Genomic DNA, 26,565 nt, shown 5'->3' with positions numbered 1-26,565 from the left:
CATCGCGTGGAGGTCCTCGACGGCGACAACGTCGTGGACCGCTCGGCCCGCATGGGCTGGTACTCGGGCCCGGCCGGTGAGCACTGTGGCCCAGGTGGGCAGGGCGGGTTTCACCTCCCCAGGGTGAGCCGGGGCTTGGGGGCGTCCGTGCGCCCGGTCTGCGGACGGCGGCTGCCCGCCCGGTACGGGACCGGCCAGACGACGCCCGGACCGTCGTAGCCCTGCTCGGCCGCGGCGTGCAGCGTCCAGTGCGGGTCGTAGAGGTGTGGGCGGGCGAGGGCGCACAGGTCCGTACGGCCCGCCAGGATCAGGGAGTTGACGTCGTCCCAGGAGGAGATGGCGCCGACCGCGATCACCGGGAGGCCGGTGGCGTGCCGGATCCGGTCGGCGTACGGCGTCTGGTACGACCGCCCGTACTCCGGCTGCTCGTCGGCCACGACCTGTCCGGTCGACACGTCGACGGCGTCGGCGCCGTGCGCGGCGAAGGCACGGGCGATCTCGACGGCGTCCTCGGCGGTCGTACCGCCCTCCGCCCAGTCGGTGGCGGAGATCCGGACGGTCATGGGCCGTTCCTCCGGCCACACGGCCCGTACGGCGTCGAAGACTTCGAGCGGGAAGCGAAGGCGTTTCTCGAGTGAGCCGCCGTAGGCGTCGGTGCGGCGGTTGGTCAGCGGGGAGAGGAACCCGGAGAGCAGATAGCCGTGCGCGCAGTGGAGTTCGAGGAGGTCGAACCCGGCGCGCGCGGCGCGCCAAGCGGCTGCTGTGAACTGCTCGCGGATATCGGTGAGTTGGGAGCGGGTCAGCTCACGCGGGGTCTGGCTGTACGGCTTGTAGGGGATCGGGGACGGGGCGACGAGCGGCCAGTTGCCGTCCTCCAGCGGTTCGTCGATGCCCTCCCACATCAGTTTGGTCGAGCCCTTGCGCCCGCTGTGGCCGAGCTGCACGCCGATCGCGGCGCCGGGTGCCTGCGCGTGCACGAACCGGACGATCCGCCGCCAGGCCTCCCCCTGTTTGCCGGTGTAGAGGCCGGTACAGCCGGGGGTGATCCGTCCCTCCGGGCTGACGCACACCATCTCGGTCATCACCAGTCCGGCGCCGCCGAGGGCACGGGCGCCGAGATGGACGAGGTGGAAGTCGCCGGGGACACCGTCCGTCGCCGAGTACATGTCCATCGCGGACACGACGACCCGGTTGCGCAGGGTCAGGCCGCGCAGCCGGAACGGCGTGAACATCGGCGGCGTACCGGGCGGACAGCCGAAGTCCCGCTCCACGGCCTCGGTGAAGTGGGCGTCGCGCAGGCGCAGGTTGTCGTGGGTGACGCGGCGGCTGCGGGTGAGGAGGTTGAAGGCGAACTGGCGGGGCGGCTGGTCGAGGTAGAGGCCGAGGTTCTCGAACCATTCCAGGCTGGCGCGGGCGGCGCGCTGCGTGGAGGCGACGACCGGCTTGCGCTCCTCCTCGTATGCCGCCAACGCCCTCTCCAGGGAGGGCTGTTCCTCCAGGCAGGCGGCCAGCGCGAGGGCGTCCTCGACGGCCAGTTTGGTGCCGGAGCCGATGGAGAAGTGGGCGGTGTGGGCGGCGTCGCCGAGCAGGACGACGTTGCCGTGCGACCAGCGTTCGTTGACGACCGTGCGGAAGGTGGTCCACGCCGACTTGTTGGACTTGAGCGGCCGTCCGCCGAGCGCCTCCGCGAAGATCTTGGCGCAGCGCTCGACGGACTCCGGTTCGTCGAGTTCCGCGAACCCGGCGGCCTGCCAGACCTCTTCCCGCATCTCGACGATCACCGTGGAGGCGTCGGCGGTGTAGGGGTAGCCGTGCAGCTGCATCACGCCGTGCTCGGTCTCGGCGATCTCGAAGCGGAAGGATTCGAAGGCGAAGTCCGCCGCGAGCCAGATGTAACGGCAGTGGTGTTCGGCCACATATGGGCGGAACACATGGGCGTAGGCCTCACGGGTGGTGCTGTGCACACCGTCTGCGGCGATGACCAGGTCGTATGCCTCTGAGAGGTGATGCGGGGCCGGCGCCTCGGAGCGGAAGCGGAGGTCCACGCCGAGGTCGTGGCAGCGGGTGTGGAGGATTTCCAGGAGGCGTTGTCTGCCGAGGGCCGCGAAGCCGTGTCCTCCGGAGGTCTGGCGGGTGTTTCGGTGGACGATGTCGATGTCGTCCCAGCGGGTGAAGTGCGCCTGGAGTGCCTCGTAGACGACGGGGTCGGCGTGTTCGATGCCGCCGAGGGTTTCGTCGGAGAGGACCACTCCGAAGCCGAAGGTGTCGTCGGGAGCGTTGCGTTCCCAGACGGTGATCTCGCGGTCGGGGGCGAGGCGTTTGAGGAGGGCTGCGGCGTAGAGGCCGCCGGGGCCCCCGCCGATGATCGCGACTCGTAGGGGGTGGCTTGTCTTCGTCGGCGGCTGCGGGTCCGATGTGGCTGGTCGCGCCCACGCGGCGGTAGCCGCAGATTCAACACAGCCCCGCGCCCCTGGGGGCGTTGCAGTTCCCCTGGCCGAGAGCATCCCTACCTCCCCTGCCACTTCGGTGGGCGCTTCTGCGTGAACGCCGCGTGGAACTCCTTGTAGTCCTCGCCGTTCATCAGTAGTGCCTGCGTCGACGCGTCCAACTCCACCGCCGCTGCAAGCGGCATGTCCAGCTCGGCCGTGAGGAGCGCCTTCGTCTGGGCATACGCCAATGCCGGGCCGTCGGCCAGGCGGCGGGCCAGGGCCGCCGCAGCCTCATCCACCCCGCCCTCCTCCGTCAGCTCGCTGATCAGGCCGATGCGCTCCGCCTCCGGGGCGCGTACCGGTTCGCCCAGCATGAGCAGCCGGGTCGCGTGGCCCAGACCGACGACCCTCGGCAGCAGATAGGCCGCGCCCATGTCGCCGCCGGACAGGCCGACCCGGGTGAAGAGGAAGGCGAAGCGGGCGGTGGGGTCGGCGACGCGGAAGTCGGCCGCGAGGGCCAGTACCGCCCCGGCCCCGGCGGCCACCCCGTGCACCGCGGCGACCACCGGGAACGGACACTCCCGTACGGCCCGTACCACCTGCCCGGTCATCCGGTTGAAGTCGAGGAGCTGGGCGGTGTCCATGGACAGGGTCGCGCCGATGATCTCGTCGACGTCGCCGCCGGAGCAGAAGCCGCGGCCCTCGCCGGCCAGCACCAGGGCCCGTACCGCCCGCTCCCGGGACAGCTCGGCGAGCAGATCGCGCAGGTCGGCGTAGGCGCCGAAGGTGAGCGCGTTGAGTTTCTCGGGGCGGGCGAGGGTGACGGTGGCGACCCCGTCGGCGTGCTCGACCCGCAGATGCTCCCAGTCGGAGGTGCGGGCGGCGGAGCCGGTGAAGGGACTCATGACGTGCGGCCTCCTCGGGCGGACGGCGGGCACTGCATCACTGAGCTCTACCCTTCGAAGCTATCACCCAACTTTGACTGTCGTCACGTTTACGCGATAACCCATTCGAGTGTGACCTGACCCCGTCACATCCGTCACGGCTCGTCGACACCCGCGTAACGGTGGGATCAGCCGCGCGAGGCCGGCCGTTCACCCGGGTAAGCCGCCCTTCAGTCGGGGCCGAAGGTCCCGAACGGCGCCCTTCGGAAGCCTCTGCGGGGTGGCGCCGTACCATTCATAAGGTTGAAAGCAGGACAGCCTGCTCATGAACGGACCCGCCTTGCAAGATCGCCCCTCCGCCGCCGCCTCCTGGCGTATCGCGCTTCCGCACACGGCCGCCGCCGTGCCCGTGGCACGCGCTCTGGTCCGTACGGCGCTGGCCGAGCTGGAGCATGCCGCCGACAGCGACACCGCGGAGCTGCTCACGGCGGAGCTGGTCGCGAACGCCGTGGAGCACACCGCGGGGAACGGCCCGATAGAGCTCGTGGTGGAGCTGCTGCCGTCCGGCTGCCAGGTCGAGGTCCACGACCCGGACCCGGCCCCGCCGGGCAATCTGACCAAGCCGAGCGTCAAGGATCCCGACCCTTGGCAGGAACACGGCCGCGGTCTGCTCCTGATCCGCGCCCTCAGCTCGTCCTGCGGCCACCGCCCCACCAGCTCCGGCAAGGCAGTGTGGTTCCGGCTACCAGTCGTCCCGGCTCAGCGAAAGCCCACCTAGGCCCTGCCGTTTGGATCACCCCGGCGTCGCGGGGCCTGGCACGCGCATCTGCGGCGTTGTCGTCGGTTGCCAACGCTCCGCGTGGGCGCGACCAGCCACATCCGACCGGCACCCGGCAGACGACCGCACCCCTACGGCGCTCCCCCGTCCCAAGCTCACGCCAGCGTCGCCACCAGCACAGCCTTGATCGTGTGCATCCGGTTCTCCGCCTCGTCGAAGACCACCGAGTACTCGGACTCGAAGACCTCGTCCGTCACCTCGAGCGACTCCAGCCCATGACTCTCGAAGATCTCACGCCCGATCTTCGTACCGAGGTCATGGAAGGCCGGCAGACAGTGCAGGAACTTGACGTCCGGGTTGCCGGTGGCGCGCAGGACGTCCATGGTCACCGCGTAGGAGCCGAGCGCGGCGATCCGCTCGTCCCAGACCTCCTTGGGCTCCCCCATGGAGACCCAGACGTCGGTGGCGACGAAGTCGGCGCCACGGACGCCCTCGGCGACGTCCTCGGTGAGCGTGATGACGGCGCCGCTGGCCTCTGCCAGCTTGCGGGCCCGTGCCACGACCTCGCCACCGGGCCAGTACGCCTCGGGCGCGACGATGCGCACGTCCATGCCGAGCAGCGCGCCGGTGATCAGGTACGAGTTGCCCATGTTGAAGCGGGCGTCGCCCAGGTAGGCGAAAGTGATCTCCTTGAGCGGCCTGTCGCTGTGCTCCGTCATCGTCAGCACGTCGGCGAGCATCTGCGTGGGGTGCCAGTCGTCGGTCAGGCCGTTGTAGACGGGCACGCCCGCGTACGCGGCCAGCTCCTCCACCTTCGCCTGGCTGTCACCGCGGTACTCGATCCCGTCGTACATCCGGCCCAGCACGCGCGCGGTGTCCTTCACGGACTCCTTGTGGCCGATCTGCGAGCCGGACGGGTCGAGGTAGGTCGTCGAGGCGCCCTGGTCGGCGGCCGCGACCTCGAACGCGCAGCGCGTGCGCGTCGAGGTCTTCTCGAAGATCAGCGCGATGTTCCTGCCCCGCAGGTACTGCGTCTCGGCCCCGGCCTTCTTGGCGGCCTTCAGTTCGGCGGCCAGCTCGATCAGCCCGAGGAACTCCTGCTCGGTGAGGTCGAGCTCCTTGAGGAAGTGGCGGCCGGCGAGGGCGCTCGGGACAGTCGCCATGGGGGCGCTCCAGGGTGGGACGAGGACAGGGACGTTGGAAGTCTATACGACCATCAGCATTTCTATACAGCCTGACCTTCGCCTTCCCCTTCCCCTTCGCCCGGACCCGAGCCCCTCACACGGCCTCCCGCTCGACAGGGCAGCTCATACAGCGCGGCCCGCCCCTGCCCCGCCCCAGCTCGCTCCCCGGGATCTCGATCACCTCGATGCCCTGCTTGCGCAGATGCGTGTTGGTGGTGGAGTTCCGCTCATAGGCGATGACGACACCCGGCTCGACGGCCAGCACGTTGCAGCCGTCGTCCCACTGCTCCCGCTCGGCGGCGTGAACGTCCTGGGTCGCGGTCAGGACACGGATCTCACTGAGCCCCAGGGCGGCGGCGATGGCGCGGTGCATGTGCTCCGGCGGATGGTCGGTGACCTTCAGCTCCTTGTCGCCGGCGCCGGGTTCGATGGTGTACGAGCGGAGCATGCCGAGCCCGGCGTACTGGGTGAAGACGTCGCCGTCGACCATCGTCATCACGGTGTCGAGGTGCATCAGGGCGCGCCGCTTGGGCATGTCGAGGGCCACGATCGTCTGCGCCGACCCGGCGGCGAACAGCTTGTGGGCGAGCATCTCGACGGCCTGGGGCGTGGTCCGCTCGCTCATCCCGATGAGGACGGCGCCGTTGCCGATCACCAGGACGTCGCCGCCCTCGATGGTGGAGGGGTAGTCGGCCTGCCCCTCGGACCAGAAGTGGAACGTTTCGTCACGGAAGAGGGGGTGGTGTCGGTAGATCGCCTCGAAGTGGACCGTCTCACGCTGCCGCGCCGGCCAGCGCATGGCGTTGACGGAGACGCCGTCGTAGATCCAGGCGGAGGTGTCACGGGTGAACAGGTGGTTGGGCAGGGGCGCGAGGAGGAAGTCGTCGAGTTCCATCACATGGAAGCGCACGGAGGTCGGCTCGGGGTGCTCCTCCAGGAACTCCCGTTTGGTCATGCCGCCGACGAGAGCCTCGGCCAGCTCGGCCGAGGGCAGGCTTTCGAAGGCCGCACGGAGGTGGTCCGTGGCGAGCACCCCGTACTCCTTCTCGTCGAAGACCCGGTCCAGGACGAGCCGGCGGGCCACCGGGATCTCCAGGGCCTCGGTGAGCAGGTCGCCGAAGAGGTGGACGGTGACCCCGCGGTCGCGCAGGACGTCGGCGAACCCGTCGTGCTCGGCGCGCGCCCGGCGCACCCACAGCACGTCGTCGAAGAGCAGGGCGTCCTTGTTGCTGGGGGTGAGCCTTTTGAGCTCTAGATCGGGCCGGTGAAGGATGACGCGGCGCAGCCGCCCGGCCTCGGAGTCGACATGGAATCCCATGCCTCCATCCTGACCATCGGGGGCCGACTTCACCCCCTGCTTGACCACCTTGCCCTTCTCTCGTTCTCGTCCTCTTGACGACAACCCGGCCACTCGCTTATCGTCTACATGACGAGAAATCGTGGAGGGGATCCCATGGCCGACATCACCCGGCGCCTCGGCTGGCGCCATCTGCGCGGCGCGCCCACGGCGCACATCCGCCACCACCGCGGCGGAAAACTGCTGCACGACGGCCCCGGACTCAGCTTCTGGTACCGGGCACTGACCGCCGCGCTCTCCGAAGTGCCGGTCGATGACCGCGAGTTGGCGATGACCTTCCACGCCCGTACGTCCGACTTCCAGGACGTGGCCGTCCAGGCGACGGTCACCTACCGGATCAGCGACCCCGCACTGGCCTCGACCCGCCTGGACTTCTCCGTCGACCCGGACACGGGCGCGTGGCGGGGCACCCCGCTGGAACAGCTGGGGACGCTTCTGACCGAGACGGCCCAGCAGCACGCGCTGGACGTCCTGTCCCGTACGCCGCTGTCGGCGGCCCTCGTCGACGGCGTCACGGCGGTTCGGGAGCGGATCTCGCAGGGCCTGGCCGGCGAACCCCGGCTCCCCGCGACCGGCATCGAGGTGGTCGCGGTACGCGTCGTGGCGCTGCGTCCGGAACCGGAGGTGGAGCGGGCACTGCGCACACCGGCCCGTGAGGAGATCCAGCAGGAGGCGGACCGGGCGACGTACGAACGGCGTGCGGTGGCCGTCGAGCGCGAGCGCGCCATCGCCGAGAACGAACTCGCCAGCCAGATCGAACTCGCCCGCCGCGAGGAGCAGTTGGTCGACCAGCGAGGCACGAACGCACGCCGGGAGGCCGAGGAGCACGCGGCGGCCGACGCCGTCCGGGCGGAGGCGGAGGCGGCACGGACGGTGCGGCTCGCGGAGGCGGAGGCCAAGCGGTCCGTACGGCTGGCCCGGGCGGAGGCCGAGGGTGCGCGTGAGGTCGGTGAGGCGCGGGCGCAGGCGCAGGCGGCCTGGCTGCGGGTGCACGCCGAGGTGGACGTGGCGACGCTGCACGCCCTCACCGGGACGCGGCTGGCGGAGAACCTGCCGCGGATCGACAGCGTGACACTGTCGCCGGACGTGCTGACCGGACTGCTCGCCAGGCTCGGTGCGCGGGAGCAGGCGTGAGCCTCGCCCCGCGGGTCGTCCTCGTCCATCGCACCACGGAGTACGAGGAGTTGGTGGCCCGGCACGGCACGCACGGCCAGGCCGCCTTCTTCCTCTCCTCCCGGGGCCGCGACATCGCGGAGGTCGCCGAACGCCACCGCCGCACCCGGCAGGCGCTGACCGAGGTGGCCGCGGCGATCCCGCTGACCTGGCGTCAGACCCGTGTGGAGCGGGCCGACCTGGACCGCTTCCTGTTCGCGCCGGAGGACGTGGTCGTCGTGGCCGGCCAGGACGGACTGGTCGCGAACGTGGCCAAGTACCTGGCCGGCCAGCCGGTGCTCGGCATCGACACCGACCCCGGCCGCAACCCGGGCGTCCTGGTCCGCCACCGTCCCGAGGACGCCGGCCCGCTGCTCGCCGCCACGCAGTCGGGAGGGGTCCGCTGCGACGAACTCATCATGGTGGAGGCCGTCGCCGACGACACCCAGCGGCTGGTGGCCCTGAACGAGATCTACCTGGGCGCCGTCGGCCACCAGACGGCCCGATACCGCCTGGGCCTGGAGGACGACGGGGGTGTCGTCGAGGCCCAGGCCTCCTCCGGGGTGCTGATCGGCACCGGGACGGGGGCGACCGGATGGATCCGGTCGGTGTGGCAGGAGCGGGGAGGGCGGCTGCGGCTGCCCTCCCCGACCGAGGAGCGCCTGCTGTGGTTCGTACGGGAGGCCTGGCCCTCCCCGGCCACCGGTACGTCACTGGTGGCCGGGGAACTCGCCGCCGCGCACCGTCTCCACCTCACCGTCGAGTCCGAGCGGCTGGTCGCCTTCGGGGACGGGATGGAGACGGACGCGGTGGAGCTGACCTGGGGGCAGACCCTGCGGGTCGGCGTGTGCCGGGAGCGGCTGCGGCTGGTCGGCTGACGTGAACAGCGCGGGCCGTGATCAGCCGCTGACCGTCACAGCCGGGGGTCGACCGGCTCCGACTCCAGCGCCAGCACCCCGAACACCGCCTCGTGCACCCGCCACAGCGGCTCGCCGTCGGCCAGCCGGTCCAGGGCCTCCAGACCGAGCGCGTACTCGCGGATGGCGAGGGACCGCTTGTGGTTGAGGAACCGCTGCCGCAGCCGGGCCAGGTTGTCCGGCCGCGTGTACTCCGGACCGTAGATGATCCGCAGGTACTCCCGGCCCCGGCATTTGATCCCGGGCTGGACGAGCCGCCCCTCCCCGCTTCGCACGACCGCGCCGAGCGGCTTGACGACCATGCCCTCGCCGCCCCGGCCGGTCATCTCCAGCCACCAGTCGACGCCGGCCCGCACCGACTCCGGGTCACCGGTGTCGACGTACAGACGCCGGGTGGTCTGGAGGAGACCTGTGCCGTCGTGCTCCACCAGCCGGTCGACAAGCGCGAGCTGCTCGTCGTGCGGGAGGGCGGCGAGGCTGCGGCCCTGGACCGCGAGGAGCTGGAACGGTGCCAGGCGTACGCCGTCCAGGCCGTCCGTGGTCCAGCAGTACCGGCGGTACGCCTCGGTGAACGAGGCGGCGTCGGCGGCCCGTTCACGCTGACGGGCCAGCAGGTCCGACACGTCGACGCCACGCGCCGCGGCACCCTCCAGGGCGGCCAGCGCACCCGGGAACACCGCGCCCGAGGCGGCGCCGACCGCCGCGTACTGCGAACGCAGCAGGCCCTGTGCCTTCAGCGACCATGGCATCAGCTCGGCGTCGAGCAGCAGCCAGTCCGTCTCGAGGTCAGCCCACAGGCCGGCCTCGGTGACAGCGGCCCGGACGCGGTCCAGGATCGTCTCCGTGACCGACTCGTCGTCGAAGAAGGGGCGCCCGGTACGGGTGTACAGCGACCCGGTGGGGCCGTCGACCCCGAACCGCTTGCGGGCGACCTCCGCGTCCCGGCACACCAGCGCCACGGCCCGCGAGCCCATGTGCTTCTCCTCGCACACGACCCGCTCGACGCCGTCCGCCGCGTACTGCGCGAAGGCCTCCGCCGGGTGCTCCAGGTAGCCGTCGATGTGACTCGTGGCCGTCGGCGCCATGGTCGGCGGAAGGTACGGCAGCAGGCGCGGGTCGACGGCGAAGCGGCTCATGACCTCCAGGGCCGCGGCCGCGTTCTCCTCACGGACCGACACGCGGCCCGAGTGCCGGGTCTCCACGACCCTGCGGCCCTGCACGTCGCCCAGGTCGAGCGGCCGACCGTCGTGCCCTCCCGGTGCCTCCGTCCGCAGCGGCCTGGCCGGCTCGTACCAGACCTGCTCGGCCGGTACGTCGACCAGCTCCCGCTCCGGCCAGCGCAGCGCGGTGAGCTTGCCGCCGAAGACAGCACCGGTGTCCAGGCAGATGGTGTTGTTCAGCCATGTGGCCTCCGGGACGGGAGTGTGGCCGTACACCACGGCCGCCCGGCCCCGGTAGTCCTCCGCCCACGGGTAGCGCACCGGCAGCCCGAACTCGTCGGTCTCCCCGGTGGTGTCGCCGTACAGCGCGTGCGAGCGGACCCGGCCGGACGTACGGCCGTGGTACTTCTCCGGCAGGCCGGCGTGGCAGACCACCAGCCGGCCGCCGTCGAGGACGTAGTGGCTGACCAGCCCGTCGATGAACTGCCGTACCTCGGCCCGGAACTCCTCGCTGTGGCCCTCCATCTGCTCGATGGTCTCGGCGAGTCCGTGCGTGTGCTGGACCTTGCGGCCCTTGAGGTAACGCCCGTACTTGTTCTCGTGGTTGCCCGGCACGCACAGCGCGTTGCCCGACTTCACCATCGACATGACGCGGCGCAGCACGCCCGGGCTGTCCGGGCCGCGGTCGACGAGGTCGCCGACGAAGACGGCGGTACGGCCGTCGGGGTGCACGCCGTCGACGTAGCCCAACTTGCCGAGCAGCGACTCCAGTTCCGAGGCACAGCCGTGGATGTCGCCGACGATGTCGAACGGACCGGTGAGGTGGGTCAGGTCGTTGAAACGCTTCTCGGTGACGACGGTGGCGCTCTCGACGTCCTCCACACCGCGCAGGACGTGCACCTTGCGGAAGCCCTCGCGCTCCAGGTGCCGCAGGGACCGGCGCAGTTCGCGGGTGTGCCGCTGGATGACCCGGCGCGGCATGTCGGCCCGGTCGGTGCGGCCCGCGTTGCGCTCGGCGCACACCTGCTCCGGCACGTCCAGCACGATGGCGATGGGCAGCACGTCGTACTGCTTCGCCAGCTGGATCAGCTGCTTGCGGGCGTCCTGCTGCACATTGGTGGCGTCGACGACGGTACGGCGGCCGGCGGCCAGGCGCTTGCCCGCGATGTAGTGCAGGACGTCGAAGGCGTCCCGGGTCGCGCTCTGGTCGTTCTCGTCGTCGCAGACCAGGCCGCGGCAGAAGTCGGAGGAGATGACCTCGGTGGGCTTGAAGTGCCGGCGGGCGAAGGCGGACTTGCCGGAGCCGGAGGCGCCGACGAGCACGACGAGGGACAGGTCGGTGACGGGCAGGACCCGTCCCTCGGTGGCCCGGGTGGTGTTCTCGCTCATGCGACCTTCGCCTCCTTCACGTCGTTCACGTCGTTCGCGTCGTTCCGCATGCTGAAGACGGCCATCTGGGTGGGCGGCCCCACCTCCGGGTCGTCGAGCCCGACGGGCACGAACTCCACGCCGTACCCGTGCCGTTCGGCCACCGCCCGCGCCCACGCCCGGAACTCCTCGCGGGTCCATTCGAAGCGGTGGTCGCCGTGCCGGACGTGCCCGGCCGGGAGGGACTCCCAGCGGACGTTGTACTCGACGTTCGGGGTGGTGACCAGGACCGTCCGCGGGCGGGCGGCGCCGAACACCGCGTATTCCAGGGCGGGCAGCCGTGGCAGGTCGAGGTGCTCGATGACCTCGCTGAGCACGGCGGCGTCGTAGCCCTCCAGCCGCTTGTCGGTGTAGGAGAGGGAGCTCTGGAAGAGCTTCACGCGCGAGGCCTGCCGCTCCCCCATCCGGTCCAGCTTCAGCCGTCGCTCGGCGATGGCCAGCGCCCGCATCGACACGTCCACGCCCACGATCTCGGTGAACGCCGGGTCCTTGAGCAGCGCCTGCACCAACTGCCCCTGCCCGCACCCGAGATCGAGCACGCGCGCGGCACCGGACGCCTTCAGCGCGGCGATGATCGCGTCCCGTCGCTGCACGGCGAGCGGAGTCGGCTTCTCCTCCGTCTCTCCCTCCGCCTCGACGGCGTTGTCGATGTCCTCGACCGCGCTGTCGTCGGCCTCGGCGAGCCGCACCAGTTCCAGCCGCTCCATCGCCTGCCGGGTCAGCGACCAGCGGCGTGACAGATACCGGCTGGTGATCACCTTCTGCTCCGGGTGGTCCGGCAGCCAGCCCTCACCGGCCCGCAGCAGCTTGTCGACCTCGTCGGAGGAGACCCAGTAGTGCTTGGCGTCGTCGAGAACCGGCAGCAGGACGTACAGATGCCGCAGGGCCTCGGCGAGGGTCAGCGCCTGCGACTCCAGGACGAGCCGTACGTATCGCGAGTCACCCCACTCGGGGAACCGCACGTCCAGCGGCACGGGCTCGGCGGTCACCGCCCAGCCGAGCGGCTCGAACAGCCGTCGTACGAGTTCGGGGCCGCCACGGGCCGGAACCGCGGGCACCTCGATCCGCAGGGGCCGCGCCTGCGCCGGAAGGCCCGGCCGGGCGTTGCACACGCCGCGCATCGCACTGGAGAACACACCGCTCAGCGCGACCGCGAGCAGCGAGGAGGCGGCATACGGCCGGTCGTTGACGTACTGCGCGAGTGCGGCGTCGGGCGCGCCACCCCGCCCCTTGCCCTTGCCCCGCCGGACCAGTGCCACCGCGTCCACCTCCAGCAGCAGCGCCGCCGTGCAGCGCTCGGCGTCCGCCTCCGGGTAGAGGACGTGCGCCGTGCCGTAGGAGGTGGAGAACGCCTGCGATTTCCCGGGATGCTTGTGCAGCAGAAAGCCGAGATCGGTGGCCGGGCGCTCCGGAGTGCCGGTGGTGGTGATGGTCAGGAACACTGTGGGTAAACCTCAGAATGGGTTCTGAACTGCGGATATTCGCCGGGCCCTGGGACCGGTGCACCTCGAGTGCACATCCGCCACAGAATAGTGATCGGCCATGGCACGGGAAGACTGCGCCTTTGTGCTCACTGCTCCCGGCCCCTTCTCAACGCGGTAGCGGCGCTGCGCTACGGTCAGTCGGCCACGGGAGCGCCGCTTGTCCGGCGCGCCCGATCAACGTACAGCGAATACCGCGAAGACACTCAGGTTTTTCGCTCGCTCGCAGTCGCTCGGCACGCGGCACCAGTGCGGCCTCTGGCAGCCCCGGGGGCGCCGGAATGCCTTTGCGCGGCTCCACTCCGAAGGAGATGACGCCCCGGCAGGCGAACTTCGGGCGGCGCCGGGCCGGCCACGGCAGCGTGACCTCCCGCAGCCACGCCTCCCCGATCGCCCGAAGGTCGTCCGCGCCGGCCGGGGCCGGCACGGCACGACCCTCGGCGAGTTCGGTGAGGCGGGTCGCGGCCTCCTCGCGGTCGGCAGCCAGGACGTAGGCGCGGACGGCGAGGGGGTGCGGCCGAAGCGGAGGGTGTGGGCGGTGTCGGCGAGGGTGGGGGCACCCGGGGCGCGCAGGGCGGTGGCCAGGCGGCCGGCGGTGGCCTTGAGGGCGTCCTCGGTGCGGGCGGACAGGAGCAGCACCTGCGGGCCCGAGGGTGGGGTGTCGCGGGGGCGGGGCGGGGCCTGTTCCAGGACGACGTGGACGTTGGTGCCGCCGATGCCGACCGAGCTGACGCCGGCCCGGCGGGGGCCGTGCTCGGGCTTGGGCCAGGGTTCGGCCTCGGTGACGACATGGAACGGCGAGTCGTGCAGGGCGAGTTCGGGGTGAGGGCGGCCGGCTCCGGCGGCCGGGGCGATGGTGGCGTGCTCCAGCATCAGCACGGTCTTGATGACCCCGGCCACGCCCGCGGCCGCGACCAGGTGGCCGATGTTCGCCTTCACCGAACCCAGACCGATGGAGCCGGTGCCGAGAGCGCCCTTGAAGGCGGCGGTCGCGGCGCTCGCCTCTATGCGGTCGGCCTGGCACCCCGAGCTCGGCGAACAGCCGGGGACCGACGACATACCGCTGTACGTGGGCGTCGCCCGCAAGCCGTGACGAGACCGCGTCCGGCGGACCGCACCCCAACGGCCCGATCCGCCGGACGGCACCACGCACACCGCCGTATCAGGCCTACGACAGCTGCGACTGCACCTGGGAGGAGATCAACTCCAGGTGGTCCAGGTCATCCAGGTCGAGGACCTGGAGATAGATCCGCTGCGAGCCGATCTCCTGGTAGCGGCCGATCTTCTCGACGACCTCGTCCGGGGAGCCGGCCAGCCCGTTGAGCCTCAGTTCGTCGACCTCACGCCCGATGGCGGCGGCGCGACGGGCGACCTCCTGCTCGTCCTTGCCCACGCACACCACGAGGGCGTTGGAGTAGACGAGGTCGTCGCCCTTGCGCCCGGCCGCCTCCGCGGCGGCGCGTACCCGCCCGAACTGCCGCTCGCTGTCCTCGACCGAGGCGAACGGCATATTGAACTCGTCGGCGTACTGGCCGGCCAGCCGCGGGGTGCGGGTGGCGCCGTGGCCGCCGATGAGCACCGGGATCTTTTCCTGCGCGGGCTTGGGCAGGGCGGGCGAGTCGCTGAGCGTGTAGTGCTCGCCCTTGAAGTCGAAGGTCGCCCCGACCTCGGTCGCCCACAGTCCCGTGACGATGGCGAGCTGCTCCTCCAGCCGCCCGAACTTCTCCTTCGGGAACGGGATGCCGTACGCCTTGTGCTCCTCCTCGAACCATCCCGCGCCCAGGCCGAGTTCGACACGGCCGCCGGACATCTGGTCGACCTGGGCGACCTGGATGGCGAGCACACCGGGCAGCCGGAACGTGCCGGCGGTCATCAGGGTGCCGAGCCGAATCCGCTTGGTCTCCCGTGCGAGACCGGCAAGCGTGATCCAGGCGTCGGTGGGTCCGGGAAGCCCGTCGCCCGAACCCATCTTCACGTAGTGGTCGGACCGGAAGAAGGCATCAAACCCAAGATCCTCCGTGGCCTTCGCCACGGTGAGAAGGGTGTCGTAGGTGGCCCCCTGCTGGGGCTCGGTGAAGATGCGAAGATCCATGCCTCCATCCTGCACGCCTCGACAGCCGTCAACCGCATGGGGCCCTCTGCCCCCCGCGTCCCCGGTCGGGTGAATTCCGTCAACGCCCGTGCCGGCCCCTGCCCGGGCCAGTGACCGGCCCCGACGGTGATCGTTGGCTCGAACGGAGCCGGACCGCCCGGCGCCCGCCCCCGTCCTTGCGACCGCCGGGGCGTCACCGTGTCGGCCCGCTGCCATTGGGGGGGCCGGAGGCCCGAGGAGGCCGTCATGTCCGAGGAACTCGCACCACAGCACACCACCGGTGCCGGCCAGCCCAAGGGACTGCTACAGCAGATGGAGGAGCTGATGGCGGCCCTGAACGCGGACCTGTCTGCCCTGGACGCGGACCTCCAGTCGACGGGGGCCGCACGACAGGACGGGGACGCGGGCTGACCGCCGGGGCGTCTCTCGCCCCCGCCGCCCCTACCCGTCCCATCCCTTGAAGGGGCTCCGCCCCTTCAACCCCGCCAGGGGGCTTCGCCCCCTGGACCCCCGTCGGCCTACGGCCTCGTCCTCAAACGCCGGACGGGCTGAAAATGCCGGGCCCGCCGTTGATGGAGGGTTGGAAGCACGCCATGACCACCCCGCACGCCTTCCCGCTGGAGCCCACCCCGATCCATGTGCCCGACCAGGTCCTCGACGACCTGCGCACCCGTCTCACCCTGACCCGCCCGCCGCTGGACGAGGGGAACGGGGACTGGTCCTACGGCGTCCCGGACAGTTATCTGCGTGAGCTTCTCGCCCACTGGCGGGGCGGCTACGACTGGCGCAAGGCCGAGGCCGACATCAACGCCTACGAGCACTACCAGGTGAGCGTCGCCGGTGTGCCGGTGCACTTCCTGCGCAAGCCCGGCCGTGGCCCCCGCCCGATCCCCTTGATCCTCACCCACGGCTGGCCGTGGACGTTCTGGCACTGGTCGAAGGTGATCGACCCGCTCGCCGACCCGGCCGCGTTCGGCGGTGACCCCGCCGACGCGTTCGACGTCATCGTGCCGTCCCTGCCCGGCTTCGGCTTCCCCGGCCCGCTCACCGGCTTTCCGGACGTCAACTTCTGGAAGGTCTCCGACCTCTGGCACACCCTGATGACCGAGACCCTGGGATACGAGAAGTACGCCGCCGGGGGCTGCGACATCGGCGGGATCGTCTCCAGCCAGCTCGGCCACAAGTACGCCGACGAGCTCTACGGCATCCACATCGGCTCCGGACTGCCGCTCGACTTCTTCACCGGGCCCCGCGCCTGGGACTTCGCCCGGAACCGCCCCCTCACCGACGACCAGCCCGCCGACGTCCGCGCCCGCATCATCGAACAGGACCAGCGCTTCGCGTCCCATCTCGCCGTGCACATGCTCGACGGCGCCACCCTGGCCCACGGACTGAGTGACTCACCCGCCGGGCTGCTGGCCTGGCTGCTGGAGCGCTGGAACGCCTGGAGCGACAACGGCGGCGACGTCGAGTCCGTCTTCACCAAGGACGACCTGCTCACCCACGCCACGATCTACTGGGTGAACAACTCCATCGCCACGTCGATGCGTTACTACGCCAACGCCAACCGCTACCCCTGGACCCCCGCCCACGACCGCACCCCGGTCGTGCAGGCCCCGGTCGGCCTCACCTTCGTCACCTACGAGAACCCGCCCGGCATCCACACCGCCGACGAGCGCGTCCAGGCCTTCAAGACCGGCCCGCAGGCCGCCTGGTTCCACCACGTCAGCGTCAACGCCCATGACCACGGCGGCCACTTCATCCCCTGGGAGAACCCCGACGCCTGGGTGAGCGACCTGCGCCGCACCTTCCACGACCGCAGGCCCTGAGTCCTGCCCGGTCAGGGCACTACCCCGCCTCCGGCACCACTTCATCCCGGTCCGCAAGTCTCCGCAGCATCTCCAGCACCCGATCCCGGGACTCGTCCGCCGCGTCGATGGCTTCCATGCACTGCCAGTACGTCGTCTCGTCGTCCGCCCCACTGGCCATCCCGACCAGAGCGATCCCCACCTCACCCAACAGGCTCCCCAGATGCATCAGCGCCTGCCGCGCGTCTCCCAACTCCGTGAGCTGGGCGGCCCGTAAGTCCCCCTCCGCCAGATCCGGCGTCCGAATGACCCCACAGCCCCGCCCGGCCAGCTCCGTCAACCCCAGTGCCTCGCCCCGCAGTTCAGGTGGGCCGAAGACCGCGAGCCGGCTGCCGATCGCCTGAGCCAGTGCCTGCGCCTGCCACACCTCGGTCATCATCTCCGGGACGCCCTTGCTCCCCGCCAGCGCCCGCCTGCTCGTCATGATCAGCCGCACCGCGTCCATCCGCAGTCCCCGTCTGTTCCGACGCGCTGCCCACGCGTCCACCCGAACTCCCTTGTCCACTACCCAGAGTGAATGCCCTTGAGACGAAAAGCCAGAGGAAGACGGAAATCTGCGGACAACTTTTCCGCTGAACCTCACCAGCCCAGCACAGAGAGTGAAAGTGGAGCACCCCCCTCCCCACCCCGCCAGACCCCCTACGGCGCCGGAAACCTCCGCTCGTTCCGATCGATCTTCGCGTCCAACGCCGCCAACGGATCGATCCCGAGCACCTCGCAGAGCTGGAGCAGATACGCCAGCACGTCCGCGACCTCATCGGTCACCCGCGCCGCGCTCTCCGCGTCGTCCATGACCCGCGCGGACTCCTCCGGCGTCATCCACTGGAAGATCTCCACCAGCTCGGACGCCTCCACACTGAGCGCCGCGACGAGGTTCTTCGGCGTGTGGTACGGCTGCCAGTCCCGCGCGGCAGCGAACTCGGCCAGCCTGCGCTGAAGCTTGGCCACATCAAGAGGTTCGGTCACGGCTCCAGGTGTACCACCGTGACCGAGACCCCCTCCGCGACCCCCGCGACCCCCGCCGCGTCGCTCACGGTCCCGACCACCCGGATGTGCCCCTGATCGCACATCCGCGCCGCCAGCCCGACCAACTCCGCGCGCTGCCCCGGGTCCAGCCCTCGATCGAAGCCGTCCACCAGCACGCTCAGCGTCTGCATGGCCGCAGGCACCTCCCCCACCGGGTCGACCTCCAGCACGCCGGGCCCGGTCAGCAGCACCAACGCCAGCGCGAGGTACCGCAACTCCCCCTCCCCCAGCCGGCCGAGTTCCGTCCGAACGCCGTCCCCCCGGTCCAGCACCCCCCGCACGGTCCCGTCCCGCAGCACCTCACCGACCACATCCGCCACCGCCCCCGCACACCCCGCCCGCACCGCTGCCACCAGCCGCGCATGCCGCCGCCCGCACTCGGCACGGGTCCGCCACAGCACCTCGGCAAGGTTGTCGCAGCCCCCGAGCAGCCGTCCGGAGCCGATCGGCACGGGTGCCCGCATCCGTTCGGGCCGAGGATCGCAGGCGAAGACCGACCGCAACGCCACGACCATCTGCTCCGCGGCGGCGAGCACCCGCCGCTGTCCGTCCGTCTTGCCTGCCACCCTCAGCGGCAACAGGGCGGTTCCGAGCCGATCATCGGGCAGCGGCGCCCGCGTCACCGGCGACTGCCCGGCCGTGTGCCAGGCGGCCTGTACACAGGGCCGGCCCGGATCACGCAGGGCCGTCTCCAGCAGGACGACCCCGCCCGCGCTCAGCCGCTCCCCCACGATCCTCAGTCGGGGCTCGGCCTGCACGGCGACATCGAGCCGCACAGGCCCCTCGGGGCCGTCGGCGGTGCACCCGATACGGAAGCCGCGTCGCCGCTGAGCGTCGGGACGCGCCCGCTCCGGAACGCACGCGACCGGATCGGGGAACACCTCCCCCACCCCGGCACCCCCGCCGAGCCGGGCCAGCGCCTCGTACGCCTGCAACGCGGTCGTCTTGCCGGACCCGCTCGGACCGGCGAAGAACGTGAGCGCCCCGACCGGAAGCGCGACCCCGCGATGCCCGGCGAACGCGGACAGCCGCAGCCCGGTGACCTGAGGCCGCCCGGGACACTCCTCGCCTGCGGGGCGGGCGGAATACGACTCAGACGACGACACGGCCATGTCCGGACCGTAGGCCCCCGCCGCTCAGGCGAACCGTTCCCCCGCGGCGGCCTTCCTACGATCGAGGGACCGCCGAGCACCGCCGGGCCAAGCGCCCGCCCGGCACCGTCAGGTGCCCGGTACCGCCGCCCCCTCCATCAACCCGCTCACCTCGGTCCCGGGCGGCGTCAGCAGAAACACGTTCCGGTCCACCCGGTGCATCCCGCTCGCCAGCCCGAAGACGACGCCCGTGCTGAAGTCCAGCACCCGCTTGGCCACCTCGGTCTCCGCCCCGGTCAGATCCAGCAGCACCGGGATCCCCGCCATCAGCGTCTCGGCGACATCGCGGGCGTCCGCGAACACGTTGACCCGCAGGACGACGAACCGGCGGCGCGGCTCCGTCGCGGCTTCCGGGGGCACTCGGTGGTCCACCGCGGACGGCCAGGCGTCACGGCCGCGCAACGGCACGACCTGGGCGAGCCCCTCCCACTGTTCATCGGTGACGTCGTAGCTGTTCACCGGCTCCCCCCGCCCTGATTCGCCTTCATTGCCTGCACCTGCCAATTCTTACGCCAAGTCACCCGTTCGGCCCAACAGCGACACGGTGCGCGACTGCCACACACTCCCTCACATCGCGCTCCGGACGGCTGTGTGGCCGACGTAACTCCTCATGATCAAGCGATGTGACATCGACGTAACGGGCAATTCGTACGCTCTACGCACCACCCCGACCGCCGGAGAAGGGCAGCACGTGACCGAGACCACCTCCACGACTCAGGTCCGGACGGTCTGCACGTACTGCGGGGTCGGCTGTGGAGTGCTGCTGGACGTCGGGACGGGGCCCGACGGGCGGCGTACGGTCCTGAAGGCCTCCGGCGACAAGGAGCACCCGGCGAACGCGGGCCGGCTGTGCACCAAGGGCGCGACCACGGCCGAGATGCTGGCCGCGCCCGGGCGGCTGAGCACCGCGCTGGTCAGGGACGACCGGGGCGAGGAGCCGGTGCCCTCCCCCGCCGCCGACGCCATCGCCGAGACCGCCCGCCGGCTGCGCGCGATCATCGACGAGCACGGGCCGGACGCGGTCGCCCTCTATGTGTCCGGGCAGATGAGCCTGGAGGCCCAGTACCTGGCGAACAAGCTGGCCAAGGGGTTCATCCGCACCAACCAGATCGAGTCGAACTCGCGGTTGTGCATGGCCAGTGCCGGGGCGGGATACAAGCTGTCGCTCGGCGCCGACGGACCGCCCGGGTCGTACCAGGACTTCGACCAGGCGGACGTGTTCCTCGTCACGGGTTCGAACATGGCCGACTGCCACCCCATCCTCTTCCTGCGGATGATGGAGCGGGTCAAGGCGGGCGCGAAGCTCATCGTGGTCGACCCGCGACGCACCGCCACCGCCGCCAAGGCCGACCTGTTCCTCCAGATCAAGCCGGGCACCGACCTCGCCCTCCTCAACGGCCTACTGCACCTGCTCGTCGAGAACGGCCACACCGACCCCGACTTCATCGCCGCCCACACCGAGGGCTGGGAGGCGATGCCCGCCTTCCTCGCCGACTACACGCCGGCCGCCGTCGCGGAGATCACGGGGATCGACGAGAACGACCTGCGCACCGCCGCCCGGCTGATCGGCGAGGCGGGTGAGTGGATGAGCTGCTGGACGATGGGGCTCAACCAGTCCACGCACGGCACCTGGAACACGAACGCCCTGGTCAACCTGCATCTGGCGACGGGTGCCATCTGTCGGCCGGGCTCCGGGCCCTTCTCGCTCACCGGGCAGCCGAACGCCATGGGCGGAAGAGAAATGGGGTATATGGGGCCCGGGCTGCCGGGGCAGCGGTCCGTGCTCGTCGAGGCCGAGCGTGACTTCGTCGAGGAGCTGTGGGAGCTCCCGCCGGGCACGCTGCGCGCCGACGGGGTGGGCAAGGGCACCGTCGAGATGTTCCAGAAGCTGGCCGACGGCGAGATCAAGGCCTGCTGGATCATCTGCACCAACCCCGTGGCCTCGGTCGCCAACCGCCGTACCGTCATCGAGGGCCTGGAGGCGGCGGAGTTCGTCGTCACGCAGGACGTCTTCGGTGAGACCGAGACCAACGCGTACGCCGATGTCGTGCTGCCCGGCGCGATGTGGACCGAGGGCGAGGGCGTCTTCGTCAACAGTGAGCGCAGTCTGACGCTGACCCGTGCAGTGACCGACCCGCCCGGCGAGGCGATGGCGGACTGGCGGATCATCGCGGCCGTCGCGTGCGCGATGGGGTACGAGAAGGGGTTCTCGTACGAGCGTGCCGAGGACGTCTTCGAGGAGATCCGGCGGGCCTGGAACCCCGTGACCGGCTGGGATCTGCGCGGGGTGACGTACGAGCGGCTGCGGGACACGCCCGTGCAGTGGCCGGCCGCCGAGGTGGACGGGCCGGAGCGCAATCCGATCCGGTACGTCGACGCCGACGGAGAGCTGCGCTTCCCGACCGCGAGCGGGCGCGCCGCCTTCCATGCCCGGCCGCACATGCCGGCCGCCGAGATGCCCGACGACGACTACCCCTTCGTACTGAACACCGGGCGGGTGCAGCACCAGTGGCACACGCTGACCAAGACCGGAAGGGTCGCCAAGCTCAACAAGCTGAACCCGGGACCGTTCGTGGAGGTGCATCCGCGGGACGCGCGGGAGCTGGGGATCGCCGACGGGGACCGGGTGGAGGTCGCCTCGCGGCGGGGGCGGGCGGTGTTGCCGGCCGTGGTGACCGAGCGGGTGCGGCCGGGGGGCGCCTTCGCGCCGTTCCACTGGAACGATCTGTTCGGGGAGTACCTGAGCGTCAACGCGGTGACGAGCGACGCGGTGGACCCGATCTCCTTCCAACCGGAGTTCAAGGTGTGCGCGGTGTCCTTGACCAGGGTGGCGGCTCCTGCGCCTCAGGGACCGGTGGAGGCGCTGACGCCGACGGCTGTCACCCCCGGCTCCGCTGACCCCTTCGGTCTGGAACCCTCCCCGCCGCCCGTCCTGACCGCCCAGGAACGCCTGTATCTGACCGGCTTCCTCGCCGGCATCGGGACCGGCGCACCCGGGATCCCCGTCCTGCCGCCGGACGCGCCCTTCAGCCCCGAGCACGCACTGTGGGTCAACGGCGTGCTCGCCGGGATGTACTCCCGGACGGCGGCGGAGCCCGTCACCCGTGACGGCCGTGAGGTCGTGGTGCTGTGGGCCTCGCAGACCGGCAACGCCGAGGAGTTCGCCACCGCCACCGTCGAGCGGCTGGGCGCGGCGGGGCACCGGGCCACCCTGGTCGGCATGGACGAGGCCGATGTCCCCGCTCTCGCACGTGCGGCCGACCTCCTCTTCATCACCAGCACGTTCGGCGACGGTGACGCCCCGGACAACGGGTCGGGCTTCTGGGACACACTGTCCGACGCGCAGGCGCCGCGGCTGGACGGGGTGCGGTACGCCGTGCTCGCGTTCGGTGACTCGTCCTACGACGACTTCTGCGGCCACGGGCGTCGGCTCGACACGCGGTTGGGCGAACTGGGCGCGGTGCGCATGGCACCCCGTACGGACTGCGAACCGGACTTCGAGCCGTCCGCCGGGGCGTGGCTCGACCAGGTCCTGACGGCACTGGGCACCACGGACACACCCGCCGTCCCGAAGCCCGCCGGGAAACCGGAAGCCGGTGCCAGGCCCGCCCCCGCCACCGCCCGTCTCGTCGGCAACCGGCTGCTCAGCCGGCCCGGCGCGGGCAAGGAGGTGCGGCGCTTCACCTTCGACACGAGCGGGACCTCGCTGACGTACGAGGCGGGCGACGCGCTCGGGGTGCGGCCGGTCAACTCGCCCTCGCTGGTGGCGGAATGGCTGGCGGTGACCGGCGTCGACGGATCGACGGCCCTGGACCTGGACGGCGTGGGCGAGATCTCCTTCGCCGAGGCTCTGCACCGGCACCTCGACATCACGCGGATCACCCCCGACCTGCTCCGTTTCGTCGCCGAACGCGTCCGCGACGACCGGGAGTTGCGCAGGCTGCTACGGCCCGACAACAAGGACGGTCTGGCGCAGTGGAGTTGGGGCCGGCAGGCCGTGGACGTCATCGCCGAGCACTCCGTGCGGGCGGGCGCCGAGGAGTGGGCCGGGGTGCTCAGGAAGCTTCAGCCGCGCTTGTACTCCATATCGTCGAGCCCTCTCGTCGACCCGCACAGTGTCTCGCTGACGGTGTCCGTCGTGCGGTACGAGAACCTGCACGGCCGGCCGCGCGGCGGGGTCTGCTCGCCCTTCCTCGCCGACTCCGGGCCGGACACCGAGGTGCCGGTCTTCGTGCAGCGCTCCCCCCACTTCCGCCCGCCCGCGGACGCCTCGACACCGATGGTGATGGTCGGCCCGGGTACGGGGGTCGCGCCCTTCGTCGGGTTCCTCGAGGAGCGGCGGGTGCTCGGGCACCAGGCTCCCAACTGGCTGTTCTTCGGCGAGCAGCACCGGGCCAGCGACTTCTACTACGAGGACGAGCTGACCGCGCTGCTCGACGAGGGCGCCCTGGCCCGTCTCGACACCGCGTTCTCCCGGGACCAGCGCAACAAGGTGTACGTCCAGGACCGGATGCGCGAACACGGCCCCGAGCTGTGGCGCTGGCTTCAGGACGGCGCCCACTTCTACGTCTGCGGCGACGCCTCGCGCATGGCCAAGGACGTGGACCAGGCGCTGCGGGACATCGCCGTCGCCCACGGCGGGCTGGCGGAGGCCGAGGCGTCGGCGTACGTGAAGCAGCTGGCGGCGGCGAAGCGGTACGTCCGAGACGTCTACTGACCGCGCCCGGGACGCCCCCGCCGGTCCCCGGGGATCTCTCACCTGGCTCACACCGGACTCTTCACCTCCCTCGGCGCCCCGTTCACCAGGCCTGATTACCGTCCGGTGCTGTGCAGGTGGCAGAACAGGAGCTGGTGACACCCGGCCGACGGACGCTGTGGTGGGTGCCCGCCACGCCCCCGGAACCCCCCGCCCAGTGGCACCGCGTCCTGACCCTCCTCGCCGGCATCAGCCTCTTCATCGGCACGCGCGCGATCTGGACACAGGCGGCCGGTCACCGTCTCGTCGTGGCCGCGGCCATCTCGGTGTGCTACGCCTCGATCCTGGCGTGCGGAGTGCTGGCGCTGGTCGTGCGGCGGGCGAGGTCGCTGGCGCGGGTGGATCTGTGCGTCCTGGTGACCGCCGTGACGCTGACGCTCTGCGCGTGGGCGATGAACCACGCGGGCAGCGACGAGGCGGTCCTCACCACCCAGGCCGCCCGTGAACTGGTCGCCGGGCACCCCGTCTACGGGCAGCCGTGGCCCTGGCTCTTCGGCCACGGCGTCGCGCTCACCCCGACGGTGACGGGCGGCTACGACTTCACGTACGGCTATCCGCCCCTGGCGCCGCTGCTGACGGCACCGCTGCTGTGGCTGGGGCACGGCGGCACGCCGGCCACCGCGGTGAGCACGGCCGCGCTCATCGCCGGCGCCGTCGTGCTGTGGCGGATGCTGCCCACGCCGTGGCGGTCGGCGGCGACCATGGTGTGTCTCGGCTTCGGGTTCCTGCCGTCGTACGGCCGCCTCGGCTATCCGGCGATCGTGGCGCTGGCCCTGCTGGTGCCGGTGGTGGTGCGGTGGCCGCGGATCGGGCAGGGCGGGCGGCTCGGGACCGGGGGGCTGGCGCGGGCGGCCTGTCTGGGGGCGGCGTGTGCGGCGCAGCAACTGCCGTGGTTCGTGGCGCCGTTCCTGCTGGCCGGGGTGTACGCCGTCCGGCGCGGGGAGCTGGGTGCGCGGGCGGCGGCGCTGGTGGTGGCGAAGATCGTCGAGGCGGCCGGGGGCGTGTGGCTGCTGGTCAACACGTACTTCGTCGTGAGCGAGCCGGGTACCTGGATCCGGGGGATCGTGCTGCCGTTGACGCAGGGTGCGGTGATCCACGGGCAGGGCGTGGTCGGCGTCTCGCTGTACTTCACCGACGGCAGCGACCGGCTCGACTGGTACTCCCACGCGAGCATGCTGCTGGCGGCGGGGCTGCTCGCGGTGTTCGTGCTGTTCGTACGGCGGCTGGGGCCCGCGGCGACCGTGCTGCCGTGGTGCGCGTTCTTTCTGGCGACGCGGTCGCAGGACGGCTACTACCTGATGATGACGCCGCTGTGGCTGGCGGCGGCGGTCACCGCGCCGGCCTCGGAGTTCGCGTCCGCCTGGCAGCCGCGCCTGCGGGTGCTCTCCCGGCGTCCGGCGCGGATCGCGGCGACCGCGCTGCTGCTCATCCCGGCCCTGGCGAGCGCGGCATGGGCGGCGACCGGGACCCCGCCGCTGGGCATGCGGGTGACGTCGGCCCGGTGGGCGACGGCGACTGGCGTGAGCCGTTTGGAGGTTGAGGTCACCAACACGGAAGCCGCGGCCCTGGCGCCCCACTTCACGCTCACCACGGGCCAGGGCATGAACCAGTACTGGACGGTCGTACGAGGACCGGCCACACTGCCGGCCCACGCCACGGCGCGCTATGAACTCCGGCCGCCCGCAGGGCGGTTCGGCCTTCCCCGGCCGGGCGTACGGATCCGGCTGCGGGCCTTCACGGCCGTACCGCAGACGTTGTCGAGCGCCGATGTCAGGCTGCGGCCCTCCGGGTGAAGCGGAGTGTGCCGGCGACCGTGGTCAGGCCGCGGATCATGCCGAGCTGGTTCCAGCCCATGCCGAACTGCTCGCGGTCCACGGTGAACCCGGCGTCCAGGGTGAGGGACTCGGCGTCCGCGCCGACGAGGCGGGCGGTGAAGGTCTTGGGGCGGCTGATGCCGCGGACGGTGAGCTGACCGACGACGTGCACGGTGTCACCGTCGCGCAGTTCGGCGCTGCGGGCCGAGAAGGTGATCTCGGGGTGGTGGGCGGCGTCGAAGAAGTCGGCGGCGCGCAGGTGCTCGTCGCGCTTGGCGTTGCCGGTGTCCAGGGAGGCGACGTCCAGGGTGATGGTGCCCACGGCGGAGCCGTCGGGCCGGACCTCGCCGTCGCCGGTGACGGCGGCGAAGGTGCCCTTGACGGTCATCAGGCCCCAGAACGTCTTGTGTCGGAGGGCGACGGTGGAGGTGGCGGGGTCGAGCTGCCAGGTTCCGGTTTCGACGGCGACGGTCATGATCTCTCACTCCTGATCAACGGGACGCGGAGGACGACCCTTGGTGGTCCAAATTTGGATGACATCATGCACGCTAGCCGATACTCCAAATTTGAACAACAGCTACACTCGAGTTCATGGCCGACATCCCCGCATGCCCCTCCGCCTCCGGCGACGGACTCCTGCCCGCAGAGCTGCACGCCTGGATGCTGATGCTGGCCGCGACGGGGGCCGTGGAGCAGGAGCTGCGCACCGTCGTCAAGGAACGGCTGGACATCTCGCACGACGAGTTCCTGGTCCTGTGCCTGCTCGCCGCGGACCCCGGGCAGGCCCTGCGCATGACCCGGATCGCGGAGCTCCTCGGCCGCCCCAAGACCCGGCTCACCTACCAGATCGCCTGCCTCCAGCACGCCGGCCTGGTCACCCGGACCTCGGTCTGCGGCGACAAGCGGGGCGTCGAGGTCGCCCTCACGGAGAAGGCGCGGGGGCTGCTCGAGGAGGCTTCCGCAGTCCTCGCCGAGACGGTCAAGGCGGCGCTGGCGCGGTTCATGGGCCCCGCCCAGCGCGAGGCGATGTGCGCGCTGATGCCGGACTTCGCCGCGGAGGCGACACCGGAGTAGTCGTCGGTGCGGTT

Annotated in this window: 21 protein-coding genes; 8 read left to right on the top strand and 13 right to left on the bottom strand. The window is 71.3% G+C overall.

Going from position 1 to position 26,565, the window contains the following annotated elements; translation table 11 throughout:
* Positions 1 to 110: 110 nt before the first annotated feature.
* Both KUM44_RS25880 and KUM44_RS25875 read right to left on the bottom strand, forming a co-directional pair.
* On the bottom strand, positions 111 to 2,504 hold the full coding sequence (locus tag KUM44_RS25880; RefSeq protein ID WP_217211545.1) for a bifunctional salicylyl-CoA 5-hydroxylase/oxidoreductase: 2,394 nt from the start codon (positions 2,502 to 2,504) through the stop codon (positions 111 to 113).
* 2 nt (positions 2,505 to 2,506) lie between these two features.
* Positions 2,507 to 3,334: an enoyl-CoA hydratase family protein gene (locus tag KUM44_RS25875; RefSeq protein WP_217211543.1), complete on the bottom strand. Its 828-nt coding sequence runs from the start codon at positions 3,332 to 3,334 to the stop codon at positions 2,507 to 2,509.
* A 304-nt stretch (positions 3,335 to 3,638) separates the two neighbouring features.
* On the opposite strand from KUM44_RS25875, the gene KUM44_RS25870 reads away from it, so the two are divergent.
* Positions 3,639 to 4,091, top strand: coding sequence for an ATP-binding protein (locus KUM44_RS25870; RefSeq protein WP_217211541.1), 453 nt, complete (start codon positions 3,639 to 3,641; stop codon positions 4,089 to 4,091).
* A gap of 155 nt (positions 4,092 to 4,246) precedes the next feature.
* Here KUM44_RS25870 and argF read toward each other — a convergent pair whose 3' ends face one another.
* Both argF and KUM44_RS25860 read right to left on the bottom strand, forming a co-directional pair.
* On the bottom strand, positions 4,247 to 5,254 hold the full coding sequence (gene argF, locus KUM44_RS25865; protein ID WP_217211539.1) for an ornithine carbamoyltransferase: 1,008 nt from the start codon (positions 5,252 to 5,254) through the stop codon (positions 4,247 to 4,249).
* A 115-nt stretch (positions 5,255 to 5,369) separates the two neighbouring features.
* Positions 5,370 to 6,593, bottom strand: a complete 1,224-nt coding sequence (locus tag KUM44_RS25860; RefSeq protein ID WP_217211537.1) for an arginine deiminase — start codon at positions 6,591 to 6,593, stop codon at positions 5,370 to 5,372.
* A 135-nt stretch (positions 6,594 to 6,728) separates the two neighbouring features.
* Between KUM44_RS25860 and KUM44_RS25855 the strand changes: the two genes are divergently transcribed.
* Positions 6,729 to 7,766: an SPFH domain-containing protein gene (locus KUM44_RS25855; RefSeq protein ID WP_217211535.1), complete on the top strand. Its 1,038-nt coding sequence runs from the start codon at positions 6,729 to 6,731 to the stop codon at positions 7,764 to 7,766.
* Complete coding sequence (locus KUM44_RS25850) at positions 7,763 to 8,662, top strand: NAD(+)/NADH kinase (protein ID WP_217211534.1); 900 nt, start codon at positions 7,763 to 7,765, stop codon at positions 8,660 to 8,662. The genes KUM44_RS25855 and KUM44_RS25850 overlap by 4 nt, the downstream gene beginning before the upstream one ends.
* A gap of 35 nt (positions 8,663 to 8,697) precedes the next feature.
* Here the strand turns inward: KUM44_RS25850 and KUM44_RS25845 are convergent, their stop codons facing one another.
* The 4 genes from KUM44_RS25845 to KUM44_RS25830 all read right to left on the bottom strand — a co-directional run bounded on the left by KUM44_RS25845 (position 8,698) and on the right by KUM44_RS25830 (position 14,862).
* On the bottom strand, positions 8,698 to 11,250 hold the full coding sequence (locus tag KUM44_RS25845; protein ID WP_217211533.1) for a polynucleotide kinase-phosphatase: 2,553 nt from the start codon (positions 11,248 to 11,250) through the stop codon (positions 8,698 to 8,700).
* Positions 11,247 to 12,731, bottom strand: coding sequence for a 3' terminal RNA ribose 2'-O-methyltransferase Hen1 (locus tag KUM44_RS25840; protein ID WP_217211532.1), 1,485 nt, complete (start codon positions 12,729 to 12,731; stop codon positions 11,247 to 11,249). The genes KUM44_RS25845 and KUM44_RS25840 overlap by 4 nt, the downstream gene beginning before the upstream one ends.
* A 216-nt stretch (positions 12,732 to 12,947) precedes the next feature.
* Positions 12,948 to 13,856 (bottom strand): ketoacyl-synthetase C-terminal extension domain-containing protein, encoded by a 909-nt coding sequence (locus tag KUM44_RS25835; RefSeq protein WP_217211531.1) that lies wholly within the window; start codon positions 13,854 to 13,856, stop codon positions 12,948 to 12,950.
* Between the two features lie 82 nt (positions 13,857 to 13,938).
* The gene (locus KUM44_RS25830) at positions 13,939 to 14,862 is read right to left on the bottom strand and encodes an LLM class F420-dependent oxidoreductase (RefSeq protein ID WP_217211530.1); all 924 of its coding nucleotides are present in this window, start codon (positions 14,860 to 14,862) and stop codon (positions 13,939 to 13,941) included.
* Positions 14,863 to 15,108: 246 nt separating this feature from the next.
* Between KUM44_RS25830 and KUM44_RS25825 the strand changes: the two genes are divergently transcribed.
* Positions 15,109 to 15,273 carry a hypothetical protein gene (locus KUM44_RS25825; RefSeq protein WP_217211529.1) on the top strand — a complete coding sequence of 55 codons (165 nt, stop codon included), beginning with the start codon at positions 15,109 to 15,111 and terminating at the stop codon, positions 15,271 to 15,273.
* Positions 15,274 to 15,455: 182 nt separating this feature from the next.
* Positions 15,456 to 16,691 (top strand): epoxide hydrolase family protein, encoded by a 1,236-nt coding sequence (locus KUM44_RS25820; protein ID WP_217211528.1) that lies wholly within the window; start codon positions 15,456 to 15,458, stop codon positions 16,689 to 16,691.
* 19 nt (positions 16,692 to 16,710) lie between these two features.
* Here the strand turns inward: KUM44_RS25820 and KUM44_RS25815 are convergent, their stop codons facing one another.
* The 4 genes from KUM44_RS25815 to KUM44_RS25800 form a co-directional block, all read right to left on the bottom strand.
* A complete protein-coding gene (locus tag KUM44_RS25815; RefSeq protein WP_217211527.1) occupies positions 16,711 to 17,175 on the bottom strand; it encodes a DUF6099 family protein in 465 nt (154 codons plus the stop codon).
* Between the two features lie 194 nt (positions 17,176 to 17,369).
* Positions 17,370 to 17,696 (bottom strand): nucleotide pyrophosphohydrolase, encoded by a 327-nt coding sequence (locus tag KUM44_RS25810; RefSeq protein ID WP_217211526.1) that lies wholly within the window; start codon positions 17,694 to 17,696, stop codon positions 17,370 to 17,372.
* A complete protein-coding gene (locus KUM44_RS25805) occupies positions 17,693 to 18,868 on the bottom strand; it encodes an AAA family ATPase (protein ID WP_217211525.1) in 1,176 nt (391 codons plus the stop codon). Before KUM44_RS25805 ends, KUM44_RS25810 begins: the two co-directional genes overlap by 4 nt.
* A gap of 108 nt (positions 18,869 to 18,976) precedes the next feature.
* Positions 18,977 to 19,366 (bottom strand): cell division protein SepF, encoded by a 390-nt coding sequence (locus KUM44_RS25800; RefSeq protein WP_217211524.1) that lies wholly within the window; start codon positions 19,364 to 19,366, stop codon positions 18,977 to 18,979.
* Between the two features lie 232 nt (positions 19,367 to 19,598).
* Here KUM44_RS25800 and KUM44_RS25795 point away from each other — a divergent pair, with 232 nt between their 5' ends.
* Entirely contained in the window at positions 19,599 to 23,624 is a 4,026-nt protein-coding gene (locus tag KUM44_RS25795) for a bifunctional nitrate reductase/sulfite reductase flavoprotein subunit alpha (protein WP_217211522.1), read from the top strand.
* 134 nt (positions 23,625 to 23,758) lie between these two features.
* Positions 23,759 to 25,456 carry a hypothetical protein gene (locus KUM44_RS25790; RefSeq protein ID WP_374202076.1) on the top strand — a complete coding sequence of 566 codons (1,698 nt, stop codon included), beginning with the start codon at positions 23,759 to 23,761 and terminating at the stop codon, positions 25,454 to 25,456.
* On the opposite strand, the gene KUM44_RS25785 is transcribed toward KUM44_RS25790, so the two are convergent.
* Positions 25,434 to 25,952 (bottom strand): YceI family protein, encoded by a 519-nt coding sequence (locus tag KUM44_RS25785; protein ID WP_217211521.1) that lies wholly within the window; start codon positions 25,950 to 25,952, stop codon positions 25,434 to 25,436. The two genes, KUM44_RS25790 and KUM44_RS25785, sit on opposite strands and share 23 nt — an antisense overlap.
* A gap of 116 nt (positions 25,953 to 26,068) precedes the next feature.
* Here KUM44_RS25785 and KUM44_RS25780 point away from each other — a divergent pair, with 116 nt between their 5' ends.
* The gene (locus tag KUM44_RS25780) at positions 26,069 to 26,551 is read left to right on the top strand and encodes a MarR family winged helix-turn-helix transcriptional regulator (RefSeq protein WP_217211519.1); all 483 of its coding nucleotides are present in this window, start codon (positions 26,069 to 26,071) and stop codon (positions 26,549 to 26,551) included.
* The last annotated feature ends 14 nt before the right edge of the window (positions 26,552 to 26,565 follow it).

It is taken from the genome of Streptomyces sp. AC550_RSS872 (assembly GCF_019049285.1).
Lineage (GTDB): Bacteria > Actinomycetota > Actinomycetes > Streptomycetales > Streptomycetaceae > Streptomyces.
Note: the sequence above shows the minus strand (reverse complement) of the source record. Positions and strands in the feature narration are given on the sequence as shown.